Below are 18,574 nucleotides of genomic sequence, written 5' to 3' on the forward strand. Positions count from 1 at the left end.
CCTGTAAGGATCTGAATATGCGACGTATAGCCGTAATGGGCGCTGCCGGGCGCATGGGCAAGACGCTGGTCGAGGCGGTGCAGCAACGCTCGCCGGCCTCCGGGCTGACGGCGGCGATTGTTCGCCCAGGCAGTACGTTGATCGGCGCGGACGCAGGTGAGTTGGCCTCATTGGGTCGCATCGGTGTTTCGTTGTCTGGCAACCTCGAGCAGGTGGCTGACGAATTCGACGTGCTGATCGACTTCACCCTGCCGGAAGTGATGCTGAAAAATCTGGCCTTCTGCCGCAAGGCAGGCAAGGCCATGGTGATCGGCACGACCGGTTTGAGTGCCGAGCAGAAACAGTTGCTGGTGGAGGCGGGCAAGGATATTCCGATCGTCTTCGCGGCCAATTTCAGCGTGGGTGTGAACCTGTCGCTGAAGTTGCTGGACCTGGCGGCGCGTGTGCTGGGGGATGAAGCGGATATCGAGATTATCGAGACCCATCATCGCCACAAGATCGACGCGCCTTCGGGCACGGCCTTGCGCATGGGTGAAGCCATTGCCGATGCGCTGGGTCGCGATCTGTCGAAAGTGGCGGTGTACGGGCGTGAGGGCCATACCGGTGCGCGTGCGCGTGACACCATTGGTTTCGCGACCGTGCGCGGTGGTGATGTGGTCGGTGATCACACGGTGCTGTTTGCCACCGAAGGTGAGCGCCTGGAAATCACCCACAAAGCCTCCAGCCGCATGACCTTCGCCAAGGGCGCAGTGCGTGCTGCACTCTGGTTGGAAGGGCGTGAGCCGGGCCTGTACGACATGCGTGACGTGCTGGACCTGCACTAAGCAGTAGCTAAAACGGGGCCTCAGGATTATCCTGTGGCCCTGTTTTTACCCGCTAGGCGACGTCCTGTCGCATTCCCCTGCCTTTAAGGCTCATTAGCGGTGGACCAAAAAAGCCTTTTTCTGTAAGCTACAGCTTTAGTGTGTCCACTAAAAGCGCGCAGAATAATTCAGTGAAGAAGCGGGGTGACGTGTCCATACGTCACTCCGCTTTTTTACAACCTGCGATCGCCCTTTCAGGCTTTATTTACGGGAGGTCTTCTTGACTAAGCCAGCCATACTCGCCCTTGCTGATGGCAGCATTTTTCGCGGCGAAGCCATTGGAGCCGACGGTCAAACCGTTGGAGAGGTGGTGTTTAACACCGCCATGACCGGCTATCAGGAAATCCTTACCGATCCTTCCTACGCCCAACAGATCGTTACCCTGACCTATCCGCACATCGGCAACACCGGCACCACGCCGGAAGATGTCGAGTCTGATCGTGTCTGGTCGGCGGGCCTGGTGATTCGTGACCTGCCACTGGTTGCGAGCAACTGGCGTAACACGATGTCGCTGTCCGATTACCTGAAAGCCAACAACGTTGTGGCGATCGCCGGTATCGATACGCGCCGCCTCACGCGCATCCTGCGTGAAAAAGGCTCGCAGAACGGCTGCATCATGGTCGGTGACAATATCTCCGAAGAGGCGGCGATTGCCGCGGCGCAAGGTTTCCCTGGCCTGAAGGGCATGGACCTGGCGAAAGTCGTCAGCGTCAAAGAGAAGTACGAGTGGCGTTCCACTGTGTGGGATCTGAAGACCGACAGCCACGCGACTATCGAGGCTGCCGATCTGCCTTACCACGTGGTGGCTTATGACTACGGCGTCAAGTACAACATCCTGCGCATGTTGGTCGAGCGTGGCTGCCGCGTGACCGTGGTACCCGCGCAAACGCCTGCCAGCGATGTGCTCGCGATGCAGCCGGACGGCGTGTTCCTGTCCAACGGCCCGGGTGACCCTGAGCCATGCGACTACGCTATCCAGGCCATCAAGGATGTGCTGGAGACCGAGATTCCGGTGTTCGGCATCTGCCTTGGCCACCAGTTGCTGGCTTTGGCCTCCGGCGCCAAGACCCTGAAAATGGGCCACGGCCACCACGGTGCCAACCACCCGGTACAAGACCTGGACACCGGCGTTGTGATGATCACCAGCCAGAACCACGGTTTTGCGGTGGATGAAGCCTCCCTGCCGAGCAACGTGCGCGCCATTCACAAGTCGCTGTTCGACGGTTCCCTGCAAGGCATCGAGCGCACCGACAAGAGCGCGTTCAGCTTCCAGGGCCACCCTGAAGCCAGCCCGGGCCCGAACGACGTAGCGCCGCTGTTCGACCGTTTCATCAATGAGATGGCCAAGCGACGCTGACTGAGTGGCCTGCGGGCGGCCCCGGATTGCGGTGGCCCCCGCAGGCTCTTCAAAGATTGTTCAAGACGGCTTGCCGACTGACCTGCGGATTTGAGTGACAAACCCATGCCAAAACGTACAGACATAAAAAGCATCCTGATTCTCGGCGCTGGCCCGATCGTGATCGGCCAGGCCTGCGAATTCGACTACTCCGGCGCCCAGGCCTGTAAAGCCCTGCGCGAGGAGGGCTATCGCGTCATCCTGGTGAACTCCAACCCGGCCACCATCATGACCGACCCGGCCATGGCCGACGCCACCTACATCGAGCCGATCAAGTGGCAGACGGTTGCCAAGATCATCGAGAAAGAGCGCCCGGACGCGCTGCTGCCAACCATGGGCGGCCAGACCGCTCTGAACTGCGCCCTGGACCTGGAGCGCGAAGGCGTCCTGGAAAAGTTCGGCGTAGAGATGATCGGTGCCAATGCCGACACCATCGACAAGGCTGAAGACCGTTCGCGTTTCGACAAGGCCATGAAGTCTATCGGCCTGGCGTGCCCACGTTCTGGTATCGCCCACAGCATGGAAGAGGCCAACGCGGTCCTCGAGACCCTGGGCTTCCCGTGCATCATCCGCCCGTCCTTCACCATGGGCGGCACCGGTGGCGGTATTGCCTACAACCGTGAAGAGTTCGAAGAAATCTGCGCTCGCGGCCTGGACCTGTCGCCGACCAAAGAGCTGCTGATCGACGAATCCCTGATCGGCTGGAAAGAATATGAGATGGAGGTTGTCCGCGATAAGAAGGACAACTGCATCATCGTCTGCTCCATCGAAAACTTCGACCCGATGGGCGTGCACACCGGTGACTCGATCACCGTGGCGCCAGCACAGACCCTGACCGACAAGGAATACCAGATCCTGCGTAACGCCTCCCTGGCGGTACTGCGCGAGATCGGCGTTGAAACCGGCGGCTCCAACGTCCAGTTCGGCATCTGCCCGGACACCGGCCGCATGGTCGTGATCGAGATGAACCCACGTGTATCGCGTTCTTCGGCGCTGGCCTCGAAAGCGACTGGCTTCCCGATTGCGCGTATCGCTGCCAAGCTGGCTATCGGCTACACCCTGGACGAGCTGCAAAACGAAATCACCGGCGGCGCTATGCCGGCGTCTTTCGAGCCGTCTATCGACTACGTCGTGACCAAGCTGCCGCGCTTTGCCTTCGAGAAATTCGCCAAGGCTGATGCGCGCCTGACCACCCAGATGAAGTCGGTCGGTGAAGTCATGGCAATCGGCCGTACTTTCCAGGAATCCCTGCAGAAAGCGCTGCGCGGTCTGGAAGTGGGTGTTTGCGGCCTGGACGAGAAGCTCGACCTGAGCAACCCGGAAAGCATGAGCATCCTCAAGCGCGAGCTGACCGTGCCGGGCGCCGAGCGTATCTGGTACGTGGCTGACGCCTTCCGTGCCGGCCTGAGCGTCGAAGATATCTTCGGCATGAACATGATCGACCCGTGGTTCCTGGTGCAGATCGAAGATCTGATCAAAGAAGAAGAGAAGGTCAAGACGCTGGGTCTGTCGTCTATCGATCGCGACTTGATGTTCCGCCTCAAGCGCAAAGGTTTCTCCGACCAGCGTCTGGCCAAGCTGCTGGGTGTGACCGAGAAGAACCTGCGCACTCATCGCCACAAGCTGGATATCTTCCCGGTCTACAAGCGCGTTGACACCTGCGCCGCAGAATTCGCCACCGACACGGCCTACATGTACTCAACTTATGAAGAAGAGTGCGAAGCCGCGCCGACGGGCCGCGACAAGATCATCATCCTGGGTGGCGGTCCGAACCGTATCGGCCAGGGCATCGAGTTCGACTATTGCTGCGTACACGCCGCCCTCGCCCTGCGCGAAGACGGGTACGAGACCATCATGGTCAACTGCAACCCGGAAACGGTTTCCACTGACTACGACACTTCAGACCGCCTGTACTTCGAGCCGGTAACCCTGGAAGACGTCTTGGAAATCTGCCGCGTCGAGAAGCCTAAAGGCGTGATCGTCCAGTACGGCGGCCAGACCCCGCTGAAATTGGCGCGCGCCCTCGAAGCCGCTGGCGTGCCGATCATCGGCACCAGCCCGGATGCTATCGACCGTGCCGAAGACCGTGAGCGTTTCCAGCAAATGGTTGAGCGCCTGAACCTGCGTCAGCCGCCGAACGCCACCGTGCGCAGCGAAGACGAAGCCATTCGTGCGGCCAGCAAGATCGGCTACCCGCTGGTGGTGCGTCCGTCCTACGTACTGGGCGGCCGGGCGATGGAAATCGTCTACGAAGAAGAAGAACTCAAGCGCTACCTGCGTGATGCGGTGAAAGTCTCCAACGACAGCCCGGTGCTGCTGGATCACTTCCTCAACTGCGCCATCGAAATGGACGTGGACGCGGTGTGCGACGGTACTGACGTAGTGATCGGCGCCATCATGCAGCACATCGAACAAGCCGGTGTTCACTCCGGTGACTCCGCATGCTCGCTGCCGCCGTACTCGCTGCCGGCGCACATCCAGGACGAGATGCGCGAGCAGGTCAAGAAGATGGCCCTCGAGCTGGGCGTTGTCGGCCTGATGAACGTACAGTTGGCGCTGCAAGGCGAAGACATCTACGTCATTGAAGTCAACCCGCGTGCTTCGCGTACCGTACCGTTCGTGTCCAAGTGCATCGGTGTGTCCCTGGCCATGATCGCTGCACGTGTGATGGCTGGTAAGACCCTGAAGGAAATCGGCTTTACCAAGGAAATCATTCCGAACTTCTACAGTGTGAAAGAGGCGGTGTTCCCGTTCGCCAAATTCCCTGGCGTGGACCCGATCCTGGGCCCAGAGATGAAGTCCACCGGTGAAGTGATGGGCGTGGGTGATACCTTCGGTGAAGCGTTTGCCAAGGCCCAGATGGGTGCCAGCGAAGTGCTGCCGACCGGTGGTACTGCGTTTATCAGCGTGCGTGATGACGACAAGCCACTGGTTGCAGGGGTTGCCCGCGATCTGATCAACTTGGGCTTTGAAGTCGTGGCTACCGCCGGGACCGCCAAGCTGATCGAAGCTGCCGGCCTGAAAGTACGTCGCGTAAACAAGGTGACGGAAGGCCGTCCGCATGTGGTCGACATGATCAAGAATGACGAAGTCACCCTGATCATCAACACCACCGAAGGTCGTCAGTCGATCGCGGACTCCTATTCCATTCGTCGTAATGCCTTGCAGCACAAGATTTACTGCACCACTACCATTGCTGCTGGCGAAGCTATCTGTGAAGCGCTCAAGTTCGGTCCGGAAAAGACCGTGCGTCGCTTGCAGGATCTACACGCAGGATTGAAGGCATGATCAAATACCCAATGACCGTCCAGGGCGCCAAGGCCCTGGAAGAGGAACACGCCCATCTGACCAAGGTCGTACGTCCGAAGCTGAGTCAGGACATCGGTACGGCCCGCGAGCTGGGTGACTTGAAGGAAAACGCTGAATATCACGCTGCTCGCGAGCAGCAGGGGATGGTCGAGGCGCGGATTCGTGACATCGAAGGCCGGATTCAGAATCAGGTCATCATTGATGTCACCTCCATCCCTCATACCGGTAAAGTGATTTTCGGCACCACTGTTGAGATCGCCAACGTCGAGACTGATGAGCGCGTTGTCTATCACATCGTGGGTGAAGATGAAGCTGACTTCAAACTCGGCAAGATCTCTGTTGGTTCGCCGCTGGCCCGCGCCTTGATTGCCAAGGAAGAGGGTGATGTGGTGGCCGTCAAGACGCCGGGTGGCGTGATCGAGTACGAGATTGTCGAAGTTCGTCACATCTGAAAGACGGCGCCCGCTGCGTGCGGGCGCCATGCTTTGGCAGCTCGCTCAGATGCTTTGGGTGGGCGGCCTATGGCTGTTACATATTGGTGTATTGCCGGCGTTGGGCCTGATTGGCCTGGCGCCGCTGCTGATCGATGAGATCGACGGATTGCTGAGTGCGCTGCTGGTGGGTTTTGCGGCGACGTGCGTGCTGCTTCAGGTGTTGGTGCTGGTCAAGGCTGAAGGCCTGACGAGTTTGTGGCGGGATATTCGCGGGCAACTGCTGTTGATGGCGCTGTATGCATGCGCGATGTTTTGCGTGGTGCATGTGTGGCTGCCGCAAGCGTTGCGCTGGCAGTTATTCAGCTATCTTGTGCTAGGGTTCTCTGGCCTGGTGCTGGTTATGCAGCCTGCGCCGGGATGGAGTGGCGGGGCGCGCGAAGCACGCCCTTGACCCTTTTCATCATTTGAAGCGATGAACGTTCGACAGTTGCTTGTTGACGCTGAAGTTCTTGCGATACAGCAGCGCCATCTTGCCGATGACCTGAACCAGGTCCGCTTTGCCGACCTTGCACAGTTCTGCAACGGCGGCCAGGCGCGCTTCGCGATCAAGGATGTTGACCTTGATCTTGATCAGTTCGTGATCGTTCAGTGCGCGCTCGAATTCGGCTAGCACACCCTCAGTCAAACCGTTGTCTGCCACAATCAGAACTGGTTTCAGATGGTGGCCAATGGATTTGTACTGTTTCTTCTGCTCTTGAGTGAGCGGCATAATCTGACCCCTGCGTCTGATCTTGTAAAAAGCGGCGGCCAGTTTACCCGAGCGAGTCCGGGACCGCCCAGTTAATCACGACCCGTTTTATTTTTCGAGGTGGCCCGTGGCCCGTTCCAAAACCAGCCTTAAGTGGCTACAAGAACATTTCAATGATCCTTACGTCAAAAAGGCGCAAAAGGACGGCTACCGTTCCCGGGCCAGCTACAAGCTGCTGGAGATCCAGGACAAGGACAAATTGATCCGTCCAGGCATGAGCGTTATCGATCTCGGCGCGGCCCCCGGTGGCTGGTCCCAGGTGACCAGTCGTCTGATTGGTGGGCAAGGCCGATTGATCGCTTCCGACATCCTCGAGATGGACAGCATCCCGGACGTGACCTTTGTTCACGGCGATTTTACCGAGGACAAAGTATTGGCCGAGATCCTGGAGGCTGTGGGAAATTCGCAGGTAGACCTTGTGATTTCCGACATGGCCCCCAATATGAGTGGATTACCGGCTGTTGATATGCCGCGTGCCATGTTCCTGTGTGAACTGGCGCTGGATCTGGCAGGTCGGGTGTTGCGTCCGGGTGGCGATTTCCTGGTGAAGGTCTTCCAGGGCGAAGGTTTCGACGAGTACCACAAGAACATTCGCAAGTTGTTCGACAAGGTACAGACACGCAAGCCGGACTCATCCCGTGACCGGTCCAGGGAGCAGTATCTTCTGTGCCGTGGCTTCCGCGGTGTCGAAGGCGCTGCGAGCGAAGAGCGTTTTTGAGAAATTCGAGGAGGGCGATAGGTTTTTTTATATCGCTTTCGTCACGAAGCTTTACGAATATTGCGTAGTCAAAGTTTCACAAAGGGTTACAGACGGCGCCTGCCAGAGTTGTAGGTAATGTAGTAAGTTAGGCCGGTGAATATCATGCGAAGCGCGCGCCAGTAGCGGAGCTTGCTTCAGAGGGTAGTTAATTGAACGATATGGCAAAGAATCTGATCCTGTGGTTGATCATCGCAGCTGTCCTGGTGACGGTGATGAACAACTTCTCCAGCCCTAACGAGCCGCAGACCCTCAACTATTCCGACTTCATCCAGCAAGTTAAGGATGGCAAGGTCGAGCGCGTAGCGGTTGATGGCTACGTGATTACCGGTAAGCGCAACGATGGCGACAGCTTCAAGACCATTCGTCCTGCCATTCAGGACAACGGTCTCATCGGTGACCTGGTGGATAACAAGGTCGTTGTGGAAGGCAAGCAGCCTGAACAGCAAAGCATCTGGACCCAGCTCCTGGTGGCCAGCTTCCCGATCCTGGTGATTATCGCCGTGTTCATGTTCTTCATGCGCCAGATGCAAGGCGGTGCGGGAGGCAAGGGCGGGCCGATGAGCTTCGGCAAAAGCAAGGCGCGCCTGCTCTCCGAAGACCAGGTGAAGACCACCCTGGCTGACGTCGCAGGTTGCGACGAAGCCAAGGAAGAAGTCGGTGAGTTGGTCGAGTTCCTGCGTGATCCGGGCAAGTTCCAGCGCCTGGGTGGCCGTATTCCTCGCGGTGTGCTGATGGTGGGGCCTCCGGGTACCGGTAAAACCTTGCTGGCCAAGGCGATTGCCGGCGAAGCCAAGGTGCCTTTCTTCACGATTTCCGGTTCTGACTTCGTCGAGATGTTTGTCGGCGTCGGCGCCAGCCGTGTTCGCGATATGTTCGAGCAGGCCAAGAAGCACGCGCCATGCATCATCTTCATCGACGAAATCGATGCCGTTGGTCGCCATCGTGGCGCGGGCATGGGGGGGGGTCACGATGAGCGTGAGCAGACCCTCAACCAGTTGCTGGTAGAGATGGATGGTTTCGAGATGAATGACGGCATTATCGTCATCGCCGCAACCAACCGTCCCGACGTTCTCGACCCTGCGTTGCTGCGTCCGGGCCGTTTCGACCGTCAGGTTGTGGTCGGCCTGCCGGACATTCGTGGTCGTGAGCAGATCCTGAAAGTACACATGCGCAAGGTGCCAATGGGTGACGACGTGGCTCCGGCTGTGATCGCCCGTGGTACTCCCGGTTTCTCCGGTGCTGATCTGGCGAACCTGGTGAACGAGGCTTCGCTGTTCGCTGCCCGTACTGGCAAGCGCATCGTTGAGATGAAAGAGTTCGAATTGGCGAAAGACAAGATCATGATGGGCGCCGAGCGCAAATCCATGGTCATGTCCGAGAAAGAGAAGCAGAACACCGCTTATCACGAGGCAGGTCACGCCATTGTAGGTCGCGTTGTGCCTGAGCATGACCCCGTCTACAAAGTGTCGATCATTCCTCGTGGTCGGGCACTGGGTGTGACCATGTTCCTGCCGGAAGAAGATCGCTACAGCCTCTCCAAGCGTGCGCTGATCAGCCAGATCTGCTCGCTGTATGGTGGCCGTATTGCTGAAGAAATGACCCTTGGCTTCGACGGTGTGACCACTGGCGCCTCCAACGACATCATGCGTGCCAGCCAGATTGCGCGAAACATGGTGACCAAGTGGGGCTTGTCGGAAAAACTCGGCCCATTGATGTACGCCGAAGAAGAAGGCGAAGTGTTCCTGGGCCGTGGCGGCGGTGGGCAAAGCGCCAGCTTCTCGGGTGAGACAGCCAAGCTGATCGACTCCGAGGTTCGCAGCATCATTGACCAGTGCTACGGCACGGCCAAGCAGATCCTCACTGACAACCGTGACAAGCTGGACGCCATGGCTGATGCGTTGATGAAGTACGAAACCATCGATGCCGACCAGATCGACGACATCATGTCGGGCCGCACGCCGCGTGAGCCGCGCGACTGGGAAGGTGGTTCGGGTACTTCGGGCACTCCGCCTGTGGTGCAGAATGAGCGCCCTGAGACGCCTATCGGCGGCCCGGCAGCTGATCACTAAGGTTTGAAATGACTTCTGCTTTGTCCTCTACCCGGTTGCCTTGCGGCAACCGGGTTCTTGATTTGGCCCGGACGCATGTCATGGGCATCCTCAATGTAACCCCTGACTCCTTTTCCGATGGTGGCCGCTTCAGTCAGCTGGATGCCGCGTTGCGCCACGCCGAGGCGATGGTGGCTGCCGGTGCGACGCTGATTGATGTGGGAGGGGAGTCGACTCGCCCCGGCGCCCGCGTTGTTTCTCCTTTGGAGGAGCTGGAGCGGGTGGCGCCCGTGGTTGAGCGCATTGCCCGTGAGCTGGATGTCATCATCTCGGTAGACACCTCCACCCCAGCAGTGATGCGCGAAACCGCGCGGCTCGGAGCGGGGTTGATCAACGATGTGCGTTCGCTTCAGCGCGACGGCGCCCTTGATGCGGCCGCTGCAACCGGCTTGCCTGTCTGCCTGATGCATATGCTGGGTGAGCCCGGCAACATGCAAGACAATCCGCATTACGACGATCTGGTCGGTGAGGTCAGTGGGTTTCTTGCTGATAGGGTCGCCCAATGTGTCGCTGTGGGTATCGCGCCTGAGCAGATCATCCTCGATCCGGGGTTTGGCTTTGCCAAGACCCTGCAGCACAATCTAAGTCTGTTCAAACACATGGAAGCCTTGCACGCCCTTGGTCGCCCGCTGTTGGTCGGCGTTTCGCGCAAGAGCATGATAGGGCTCGCCTTGAATCGCCCGGTCGGCGAACGCCTGTATGGCGGCCTGGCGCTTGCGGCGCTTGCTGTAACCAAGGGCGCACGTATTTTGCGTGTGCATGATGTCGCCGAAACGGTCGATGTGGTGCGCATGCTCGCTGCTGTAGAATCAGCCGAATAAGAATGATGGAGCACTTATGACTAAAAAATATTTTGGCACCGACGGCATTCGTGGTCGGGTCGGCGAATTCCCGATCACCCCTGATTTCATGCTCAAGCTGGGTTGGGCGGCAGGCATGGCGTTCCGCAGCATGGGCGCCTGTCGCATCCTGGTAGGCAAGGACACCCGTATTTCGGGTTACATGTTTGAGTCTGCGCTGGAGGCCGGATTGTCCGCCGCCGGGGCCGATGTGATGCTGTTGGGGCCTATGCCCACGCCGGCAATCGCTTACCTGACGCGTACCTTCCACGCTGAAGCCGGTATTGTGATCAGCGCCTCCCACAATCCTCATGATGACAATGGCATCAAGTTTTTTTCGGGGCAGGGCACCAAGCTGCCTGACGAGATCGAGTTGATGATCGAAGAGCTGCTGGATGCGCCGATGACGGTGGTCGAGTCCAGCAAGCTGGGCAAGGTGTCGCGCATTAACGACGCGTCAGGCCGCTATATCGAATTCTGTAAAAGCAGCGTCCCGAGCAGCACCAATTTTGCAGGCTTGAAGATTGTTGTCGATTGCGCCCATGGGGCGACCTACAAGGTGGCGCCGAGCGTCTTCAAGGAACTGGGCGCACAGGTTACCGTGCTGTCGGCTCAGCCCAACGGCTTGAACATCAACGACAACTGCGGTTCCACCCACATGGAGCAGCTGCAGGCTGCAGTGCTGGCTGAGCATGCGGACCTGGGCATCGCTTTTGATGGCGATGGCGACCGCGTGCTGATGGTGGATCACACTGGCACGATCGTGGATGGTGATGACCTGTTGTTCATCATTGCCCGTGACCTGCATGAGCGTAACAAGCTGCAAGGCGGCGTGGTCGGCACCCTGATGAGTAATCTCGGGCTGGAATTGGCGTTGGCAGAACTGGGGATTCCCTTTATTCGCGCCAATGTCGGTGACCGCTACGTGATCGCCGAGCTGCTGGAGCGTAACTGGTTGGTCGGCGGCGAGAACTCCGGGCACGTGGTTTGCTTCCAGCACACCACCACGGGTGACGCGATCATCGCCGCGCTACAGGTGCTGTTGGCCCTGCGTCGCCGCGAAGAGAGCCTGGCCCAGGCGCGCCAAGCCCTGCGCAAGTGCCCGCAAGTGCTGCTCAATGTGCGTTTTGCCGGTGGCGAAAACCCCATCGAACACCCTGCTGTCAAAGAGGCTTGCGAGCGCGTAACTCAGGCAATGGCGGGGCGCGGGCGTGTGTTGCTGCGCAAGTCCGGCACAGAGCCGCTGGTGCGTGTGATGGTCGAAGGCGAGGACGAAACACAGGTTCGCGGCCATGCCGAAGACCTGGCAAAACTGGTAACTGAAGTTTGCGCCTGAATTCGGCTTGCCAGTGATGATGTGGTTGGGTAACATCTGCGCCCACTTTGACCGACGGGGTACAGCATGCGTCGCACTATGGTAGCTGGTAACTGGAAGATGCACGGTACCCGCGCCAGTGTCGCTGAGCTGATCAACGGCCTTCGTCACTTGGCCTTGCCTAGCGGTGTTGACGTCGCGGTGTTCCCGCCTTGCTTGCATATCAACCAAGTGGTTGATGGCTTGAAGGGCAAGTCGATTCAGGTCGGCGCGCAGAACTCTGCGGTAGAGCCGATGCAAGGTGCGTTGACCGGCGAGATTTCGCCGAGTCAGCTGGTTGATGCGGGTTGTTCCTATGTGCTTGTCGGGCACTCCGAGCGTCGCCAGATGATGGGCGAGCGGGATGGGACACTCAACCGCAAATTCGCCGCAGCACAGGCTTGTGGCTTGATTCCGGTGTTGTGCATAGGGGAGACCCTTGAGCAGCGCGAATCGGGCAAGACTCTTGAAGTTGTCTCGCGTCAGCTGGGCAGCATCATCGAGGAGCTGGGTGTAGGTGCATTTGCAAAGGCAGTTATTGCTTACGAGCCGGTCTGGGCCATTGGCACCGGGCTGACTGCTACACCGCAACAGGCGCAGGATGTGCACGCAGCCATCCGCGCGCAGTTGGCGGCAGAGAATTCTGAAGTCGCACAAGGTGTGCGGCTTCTATACGGCGGCAGCGTGAAGGCGGCCAATGCGGTCGAACTGTTCGGCATGCCGGATATCGATGGGGGGCTCATTGGTGGAGCTTCCCTGAATGCAGATGAGTTCGGTGCGATCTGTCGCGCCGCGGGAAACTGAAAAAATGCTGGAAACAGTCGTAGTCGTTTTTCATCTGTTGGCTGCCCTGAGCGTAGTTGCTCTGGTTTTGTTGCAACAGGGTAAAGGTGCGGATGCTGGTGCGTCTTTCGGTGCAGGTGCTTCAAATACTGTGTTCGGAAGCCAAGGTTCCTCTACCTTTCTTAGTAAGTTTACTGCTATACTTGCCGCAGGTTTCTTCATAACCAGCTTAGGGTTAGGTTACTTTGCTAAAGAGAAAGCTCATGTGCTGACTCAAGTAGGTTTGCCAAACCCAGCAGTGTTGGAAGTTCCAAAAGCAAAACCGGCTTCTGATGATGTCCCGGTGCTTCAAGAGCAAAAGTCGGCTACTCCAGCGACTGACGTACCTCCAGCTCAAGAGCAGAAGTAAGAAGGGTTGTAAGCGCTGTATTGCCGAGGTGGTGGAATTGGTAGACACGCAACCTTGAGGTGGTTGTGCCCATAGGGTGTAGGGGTTCGAGTCCCCTTCTCGGTACCAATTATCAGGAGAGCCCGCTGTTGCGGGCTTTCTTGTAGGTGGAAGGTTACATTGACCCTGCAAGGGATCGGTCGTATACTTCCGCCCCAGCTTTGTCGCGGGGTGGAGCAGTCTGGTAGCTCGTCGGGCTCATAACCCGAAGGTCGTCGGTTCAAATCCGGCCCCCGCAACCAGTTTTAGCGGAGCCCCTTTTAAGGGGCTTTTTGTTAGCTGGACACTTTCAACGCCGCTGTTCGACGGCGTTTCAAGGATGGGCGTTTCGCCCATTTTTTTATTTTGCACAGCATGCACATACATGCACGAGGGGGTTCAGGTGTCGAGCAAGCTAGAAGAGTTGCAGGCCTTGTTGGCCCCGGTGGTCGTGGCCCTAGGCTATGAATGCTGGGGTATTGAGTTTTCGGCTCAAGGTCGCCACTCAATGTTGCGCGTTTATATCGATAAAGAGGGCGGCGTGCTGGTGGACGATTGTGCCATTGTCAGCCGTCAGATCAGCGGTGTGCTGGATGTTGAAGATCCAATCTCCGTTGAATACACCCTTGAGGTTTCCTCGCCAGGCATGGAACGCCCACTGTTCACTCTCGAGCAGTTTGCTAAATATGCCGGTGAACAAGTGAAGATCAAGCTGCGCTCCCCCTTTGAAGGGCGACGCAACTTTCAGGGCCTTCTGCGCAGTGTAGAAGATCAGGATGTCGTGGTGCAGGTAGAAGACCATGAGTTCCTGTTGCCGATCGATATGATCGACAAGGCCAACATTATTCCCAGTTTTGACTGAGACGCGGATCCCGCGGATCCAATGGCTTGCGAAAGGCGAGGCGTACGATGAGCAAAGAAGTACTGCTGGTTGTTGAGTCGGTATCCAATGAAAAGGGTGTACCGGCAAGCGTGATTTTTGAAGCGTTGGAGCTGGCCCTGGCCACTGCTACCAAGAAACGTTTTGAAGACGAAGTAGATCTGCGTGTGGAAATCAACCGCCACACCGGTGCCTATGAGACTTTCCGTCGTTGGACGGTGGTCGAAGAGGACGATCTTGATGATCCGGCAATCGAAACCTGGCCAAGCAAGGTTGCGCAAACGCATCCGGGCGCTCAGGTTGGCGATGTTGTTGAAGAAAAGATCGAGTCGATCGAATTCGGCCGTATTGCTGCACAGACCGCCAAGCAGGTCATCGTGCAGAAGGTTCGCGAAGCCGAGCGCGCTCAAGTCGTTGACGCCTATCGCGAACGCCTGGGTGAAATCATCTCCGGCACCGTGAAAAAAGTTACCCGCGACAACGTGATCGTCGACCTGGGCAACAACGCCGAAGCGTTGCTGGCCCGCGAAGACATCATCTCTCGCGAAACCTTCCGTGTCGGCGTGCGCTTGCGTGCGCTGCTCAAGGAAATCCGCACCGAGAACCGCGGCCCGCAGTTGATCCTGTCGCGTACCGCGCCGGAAATGCTGATCGAGCTGTTCCGTATCGAAGTGCCGGAAATCGCCGAAGGCCTGATCGAAGTGATGGCTGCGTCCCGTGACCCGGGTTCGCGTGCCAAGATCGCGGTCCGCTCCAAAGACAAACGCATCGACCCGCAAGGCGCTTGCATCGGTATGCGCGGTTCGCGCGTCCAGGCAGTGTCGGGCGAATTGGGCGGTGAGCGTGTGGACATCGTCCTGTGGGACGATAACCCGGCGCAGTTCGTGATCAACGCCATGTCGCCAGCTGAAGTGGCGGCAATTATCGTTGACGAAGATGCCCATGCAATGGACATCGCCGTTGGCGCAGACAATCTGGCTCAGGCCATTGGTCGTGGTGGTCAGAACGTGCGTCTGGCCAGCCAACTGACCGGTTGGACCCTGAACGTGATGACCGAATCGGACATCCAGGCTAAGCAGCAAGCTGAAACCGGTGACATCCTGCGCAACTTCATCGAAGAGTTGGAAGTCGATGAAGAACTGGCACAGGTGCTGGTAGATGAAGGCTTCACCAGCCTGGAAGAGATTGCCTACGTACCGTTGGAAGAAATGCTCAACATCGACGGCTTTGACGAGGATATCGTCAACGAGCTCCGCGCTCGGGCCAAGGATCGTTTGTTGACTAAAGCCATCGCTACTGAGGAAAAGCTGGCAGACGCCCATCCGGCCGAAGACCTGCTCTCGCTTGAGGGTATGGACAAGGATTTGGCGATGGAACTGGCGGTGCGCGGCGTAATTACCCGCGAAGACCTGGCCGAGCAGTCTATTGACGATCTGCTCGACATCGACGGCATTGACGAAGATCGTGCCGGCAAGTTGATCATGGCCGCCCGAGCCCATTGGTTCGAGTAATTAGGCGCGGCCTGAGGAGAGAAGTGCATGACGCAAGTCACGGTGAAACAACTGGCCGATGAGGTCAAAACACCGGTAGAGCGCCTGTTGCAGCAGATGCGTGAGGCAGGTCTGCCGCACACCGCCGCCGATGAAGGTGTGAGCGATAGTGAGAAGCAGTCTTTGCTGACTCACTTGAAGAGCAGCCACAAGGCGAAAGTGGAAGAACCGCGCAAGATTACATTGCAGCGCAAAACCACCAGCACCCTGCGGGTTGCAGGTAGCAAGAGCATCAGCGTTGAAGTACGCAAGAAGAAAGTCTTCGTACAGCGCAGCCCGGAAGAAATCGAAGCCGAGCGCAAACGCGAGCTGGAAGAACGTCGCGCAGTAGAAAACGCTGCACGTCAGAAGGCTGAAGAAGAAGCCAAGCGTCGCGCCGAAGAAGAAGCGCGTCGCCAGCCTGCTGCTGCGCAACCTGCTGCCACTGACGCGGTCGCCGCCCCTGTTGAAGCTGTGCGTGAGGCTGCCCCGGCTGCCGCTGCACCTGCTCCTGCAGCAGATGCCCGCAAGCGCGACGAGCCTCGTCGTCCGGACAAACCACGTGCTGACGACAACAATCGTCGCGGTGGTGGTGGCGATGGCGAGCGTAAAAACGCTCCGCACCGCGCCTCGGTCAAAGAGAAAGCGCCTGCGCCACGCGTTGCCCCACGTACCACCGACGAAGAAAGCGATGGCTTCCGTCGTGGTGGTCGCGGCAAGGCCAAGCTGAAGAAGCGCAACGCCCACGGTTTCCAGAGCCCAACCGGCCCTGTCGTGCGTGAAGTGAAGATCGGCGAGACCATCACTGTGGGCGATCTGGCCCAGCAGATGTCGGTCAAGGCTGCTGAAATCATCAAGTTCATGTTCAAGCTGGGCACTCCAGCCACCATCAACCAGGTTCTGGACCAGGAAACTGCCCAGTTGGTTGCTGAAGAGCTGGGCCACAAAGTGACCCTGGTCAGCGACACCGCCCTGGAAGATTCCCTGGCCGAGTCCCTGAAGTTTGAAGGTGAAGCGGTTTCCCGTGCGCCGGTTGTGACCGTAATGGGCCACGTTGACCACGGTAAGACTTCCCTGCTCGACTACATCCGTCGTGCCAAGGTTGCCGCAGGCGAAGCCGGTGGTATTACCCAGCACATCGGTGCATACCACGTTGAAACCGAACGCGGCATGGTCACTTTCCTCGACACCCCAGGTCACGCCGCGTTTACCGCAATGCGTGCCCGTGGTGCCAAGGCGACTGACATCGTGATCCTGGTGGTTGCAGCGGACGACGGCGTAATGCCGCAGACCATTGAAGCTGTCCAGCACGCCAAGGCTGCCGGTGTTCCTCTGGTCGTTGCCGTGAACAAAATCGACAAGCCGGGCGCCGATCTCGATCGCATCCGTAGCGAACTGTCGGTTCACGGCGTGACGTCCGAGGAATGGGGTGGCGAGACGCCATTCGTATCGGTCTCGGCGAAAATGGGTACCGGCGTTGACGAACTGCTCGAAGCGGTGCTGTTGCAAGCCGAAGTCCTGGAACTGACCGCTACTCCATCGGCTCCTGGCCGTGGCGTCGTGGTTGAGTCCCGTCTCGACAAGGGCCGTGGCCCGGTTGCCACCGTGCTGGTCCAAGACGGTACCCTGCGCCAAGGCGACATGGTGCTGGTCGGTTCGAACTACGGCCGTGTACGTGCCATGCTCGACGAGAACGGCAAGCCAATCAAGGAAGCAGGTCCTGCTATCCCAGTCGAGATTCTCGGCCTGGACGGTACGCCGGACGCTGGCGACGAGATGAGCGTAGTGGCCGACGAGAAGAAAGCCCGTGAAGTGGCTCTGTTCCGTCAAGGCAAGTTCCGCGAGGTCAAGCTGGCCCGTGCTCACGCCGGCAAGCTGGAAAACATCTTCGAGAACATGGGCCAGGAAGAGAAGAAGACGCTTAACATCGTCCTCAAATCTGACGTTCGTGGTTCCCTCGAAGCGTTGAACGGCGCCTTGAACGGCCTGGGTAACGACGAAGTGCAAGTGCGTGTTGTCGGTGGCGGTGTCGGTGGTATCACCGAATCCGACGCCAACCTGGCACTGGCCTCCAACGCTGTACTGTTCGGCTTCAACGTGCGTGCCGATGCTGGCGCTCGCAAGATCGTCGAGCAGGAAGGCCTGGACATGCGTTACTACAACGTCATCTACGACATCATCGAAGACGTCAAGAAAGCCCTTACCGGCATGCTTGGCAGCGACGTCCGGGAGAACATCCTGGGTATCGCCGAGGTGCGTGACGTGTTCCGCTCGCCGAAATTCGGTGCGATCGCCGGCTGTATGGTGGTTGAAGGCACTGTGTACCGTAACCGTCCAATCCGTGTACTGCGTGAAGACATCGTTATCTTCGAAGGCGAGCTGGAATCCCTGCGCCGCTTCAAGGATGACGCTGCCGAAGTACGTGCCGGCATGGAATGCGGTATCGGCGTCAAGAGCTACAACGACGTCAAGGTTGGCGACAAGATCGAAGTCTTCGAGAAGGTTCAGGTTGCTCGCAGCCTCTAACTCGCGCACTTCAGGAGCCGCGCAGCGTGTGGGCATGCAGATGCCCCGCGCAGCGTCAGGACTCTAAACGCAACGCCCGGTCTGGCTTTTGTCAGGCCGGGCGTTTGCCGCTTTCAGACCCCACGGGTTTCACCGTGTGGCAGTAACAGGTAACAAGACATGGCAAAAGAATACAGCCGTACCCAGCGTATCGGCGATCAGATGCAGCGTGAGCTGGCCCAACTGATCCGCCGCGAAGTCAAAGACCCACGCGTTGGCCTGGTCACCATTACCGCTGTTGAAGTGAGCCGTGACGTGGGTCACGCCAAGATCTTCATCACCGTGATGGGGCAGGACAACAGCGAAGAAATCGCGCAAAGCATCAAGGTGCTCAACTCTGCTGCAGGTTTCCTGCGTATGCAGTTGGCCCGTGAAATGAAGCTGCGCAGCGTTCCACAGTTGCACTTCCACTACGACGAAAGCGTCGTGCGTGGCGCGCACCTGTCGGCTCTGATCGAACGCGCCGTGGCTGAAGACAGCCAGCATCCGTCCACACCTGAAGACGCCAAGGAGTAAGCG

16 protein-coding genes and 2 tRNA genes are annotated in these 18,574 nt (G+C 58.4%); 17 read left to right on the forward strand and 1 reads right to left on the reverse strand.

Going from position 1 to position 18,574, the window contains the following annotated elements:
- Positions 1–17 precede the first annotated feature (17 nt).
- From dapB to GIW04_RS03430, 5 genes are all read left to right on the forward strand, one after another.
- Positions 18–824 carry a 4-hydroxy-tetrahydrodipicolinate reductase gene (gene dapB, locus GIW04_RS03410; protein ID WP_003194209.1) on the forward strand — a complete coding sequence of 269 codons (807 nt, stop codon included), beginning with the start codon at positions 18–20 and terminating at the stop codon, positions 822–824.
- A 259-nt stretch (positions 825–1,083) separates the two neighbouring features.
- Complete coding sequence (carA, locus tag GIW04_RS03415; protein WP_003194208.1) at positions 1,084–2,220, forward strand: glutamine-hydrolyzing carbamoyl-phosphate synthase small subunit; 1,137 nt, start codon at positions 1,084–1,086, stop codon at positions 2,218–2,220.
- Between the two features lie 105 nt (positions 2,221–2,325).
- Positions 2,326–5,547, forward strand: coding sequence for a carbamoyl-phosphate synthase large subunit (gene carB, locus GIW04_RS03420; RefSeq protein ID WP_003194205.1), 3,222 nt, complete (start codon positions 2,326–2,328; stop codon positions 5,545–5,547).
- Positions 5,544–6,020: a transcription elongation factor GreA gene (gene greA, locus GIW04_RS03425; protein ID WP_003194203.1), complete on the forward strand. Its 477-nt coding sequence runs from the start codon at positions 5,544–5,546 to the stop codon at positions 6,018–6,020. The genes carB and greA overlap by 4 nt, the downstream gene beginning before the upstream one ends.
- Before the next feature lie 28 nt (positions 6,021–6,048).
- Positions 6,049–6,453 (forward strand): MFS transporter, encoded by a 405-nt coding sequence (locus GIW04_RS03430; RefSeq protein WP_120248830.1) that lies wholly within the window; start codon positions 6,049–6,051, stop codon positions 6,451–6,453.
- A 9-nt stretch (positions 6,454–6,462) separates the two neighbouring features.
- Here GIW04_RS03430 and GIW04_RS03435 read toward each other — a convergent pair whose 3' ends face one another.
- The gene (locus GIW04_RS03435; RefSeq protein WP_003176146.1) at positions 6,463–6,771 is read right to left on the reverse strand and encodes a YhbY family RNA-binding protein; all 309 of its coding nucleotides are present in this window, start codon (positions 6,769–6,771) and stop codon (positions 6,463–6,465) included.
- 106 nt (positions 6,772–6,877) lie between these two features.
- On the opposite strand from GIW04_RS03435, the gene rlmE reads away from it, so the two are divergent.
- The 12 genes from rlmE to rbfA all read left to right on the forward strand — a co-directional run bounded on the left by rlmE (position 6,878) and on the right by rbfA (position 18,571).
- Entirely contained in the window at positions 6,878–7,528 is a 651-nt protein-coding gene (gene rlmE / locus GIW04_RS03440) for a 23S rRNA (uridine(2552)-2'-O)-methyltransferase RlmE (RefSeq protein ID WP_014719954.1), read from the forward strand.
- Between the two features lie 200 nt (positions 7,529–7,728).
- On the forward strand, positions 7,729–9,639 hold the full coding sequence (gene ftsH, locus GIW04_RS03445) for an ATP-dependent zinc metalloprotease FtsH (protein ID WP_019817951.1): 1,911 nt from the start codon (positions 7,729–7,731) through the stop codon (positions 9,637–9,639).
- Between the two features lie 8 nt (positions 9,640–9,647).
- Entirely contained in the window at positions 9,648–10,499 is an 852-nt protein-coding gene (folP, locus tag GIW04_RS03450; RefSeq protein ID WP_003194197.1) for a dihydropteroate synthase, read from the forward strand.
- 16 nt (positions 10,500–10,515) lie between these two features.
- On the forward strand, positions 10,516–11,853 hold the full coding sequence (gene glmM, locus GIW04_RS03455) for a phosphoglucosamine mutase (RefSeq protein ID WP_003194195.1): 1,338 nt from the start codon (positions 10,516–10,518) through the stop codon (positions 11,851–11,853).
- Between the two features lie 66 nt (positions 11,854–11,919).
- The gene (gene tpiA, locus GIW04_RS03460; protein WP_003194193.1) at positions 11,920–12,675 is read left to right on the forward strand and encodes a triose-phosphate isomerase; all 756 of its coding nucleotides are present in this window, start codon (positions 11,920–11,922) and stop codon (positions 12,673–12,675) included.
- A 4-nt stretch (positions 12,676–12,679) separates the two neighbouring features.
- Positions 12,680–13,063: a preprotein translocase subunit SecG gene (gene secG, locus GIW04_RS03465; RefSeq protein ID WP_003194191.1), complete on the forward strand. Its 384-nt coding sequence runs from the start codon at positions 12,680–12,682 to the stop codon at positions 13,061–13,063.
- Positions 13,064–13,085: 22 nt separating this feature from the next.
- Positions 13,086–13,171 (forward strand) — tRNA-Leu (locus tag GIW04_RS03470).
- Between the two features lie 96 nt (positions 13,172–13,267).
- Positions 13,268–13,344, forward strand: a tRNA-Met gene (locus tag GIW04_RS03475).
- A 140-nt stretch (positions 13,345–13,484) separates the two neighbouring features.
- Positions 13,485–13,943 (forward strand): ribosome maturation factor RimP, encoded by a 459-nt coding sequence (gene rimP, locus GIW04_RS03480; protein WP_032897769.1) that lies wholly within the window; start codon positions 13,485–13,487, stop codon positions 13,941–13,943.
- Between the two features lie 47 nt (positions 13,944–13,990).
- The gene (gene nusA, locus GIW04_RS03485; RefSeq protein ID WP_003194187.1) at positions 13,991–15,472 is read left to right on the forward strand and encodes a transcription termination factor NusA; all 1,482 of its coding nucleotides are present in this window, start codon (positions 13,991–13,993) and stop codon (positions 15,470–15,472) included.
- Positions 15,473–15,499: 27 nt separating this feature from the next.
- A complete protein-coding gene (infB, locus tag GIW04_RS03490) occupies positions 15,500–18,016 on the forward strand; it encodes a translation initiation factor IF-2 (RefSeq protein ID WP_003194185.1) in 2,517 nt (838 codons plus the stop codon).
- A 159-nt stretch (positions 18,017–18,175) separates the two neighbouring features.
- Complete coding sequence (rbfA, locus tag GIW04_RS03495; protein WP_003176137.1) at positions 18,176–18,571, forward strand: 30S ribosome-binding factor RbfA; 396 nt, start codon at positions 18,176–18,178, stop codon at positions 18,569–18,571.
- The last annotated feature ends 3 nt before the right edge of the window (positions 18,572–18,574 follow it).

This window comes from Pseudomonas sp. PA-4-8C (assembly GCF_021606625.1).
Lineage (GTDB): Bacteria > Pseudomonadota > Gammaproteobacteria > Pseudomonadales > Pseudomonadaceae > Aquipseudomonas > Aquipseudomonas lactis.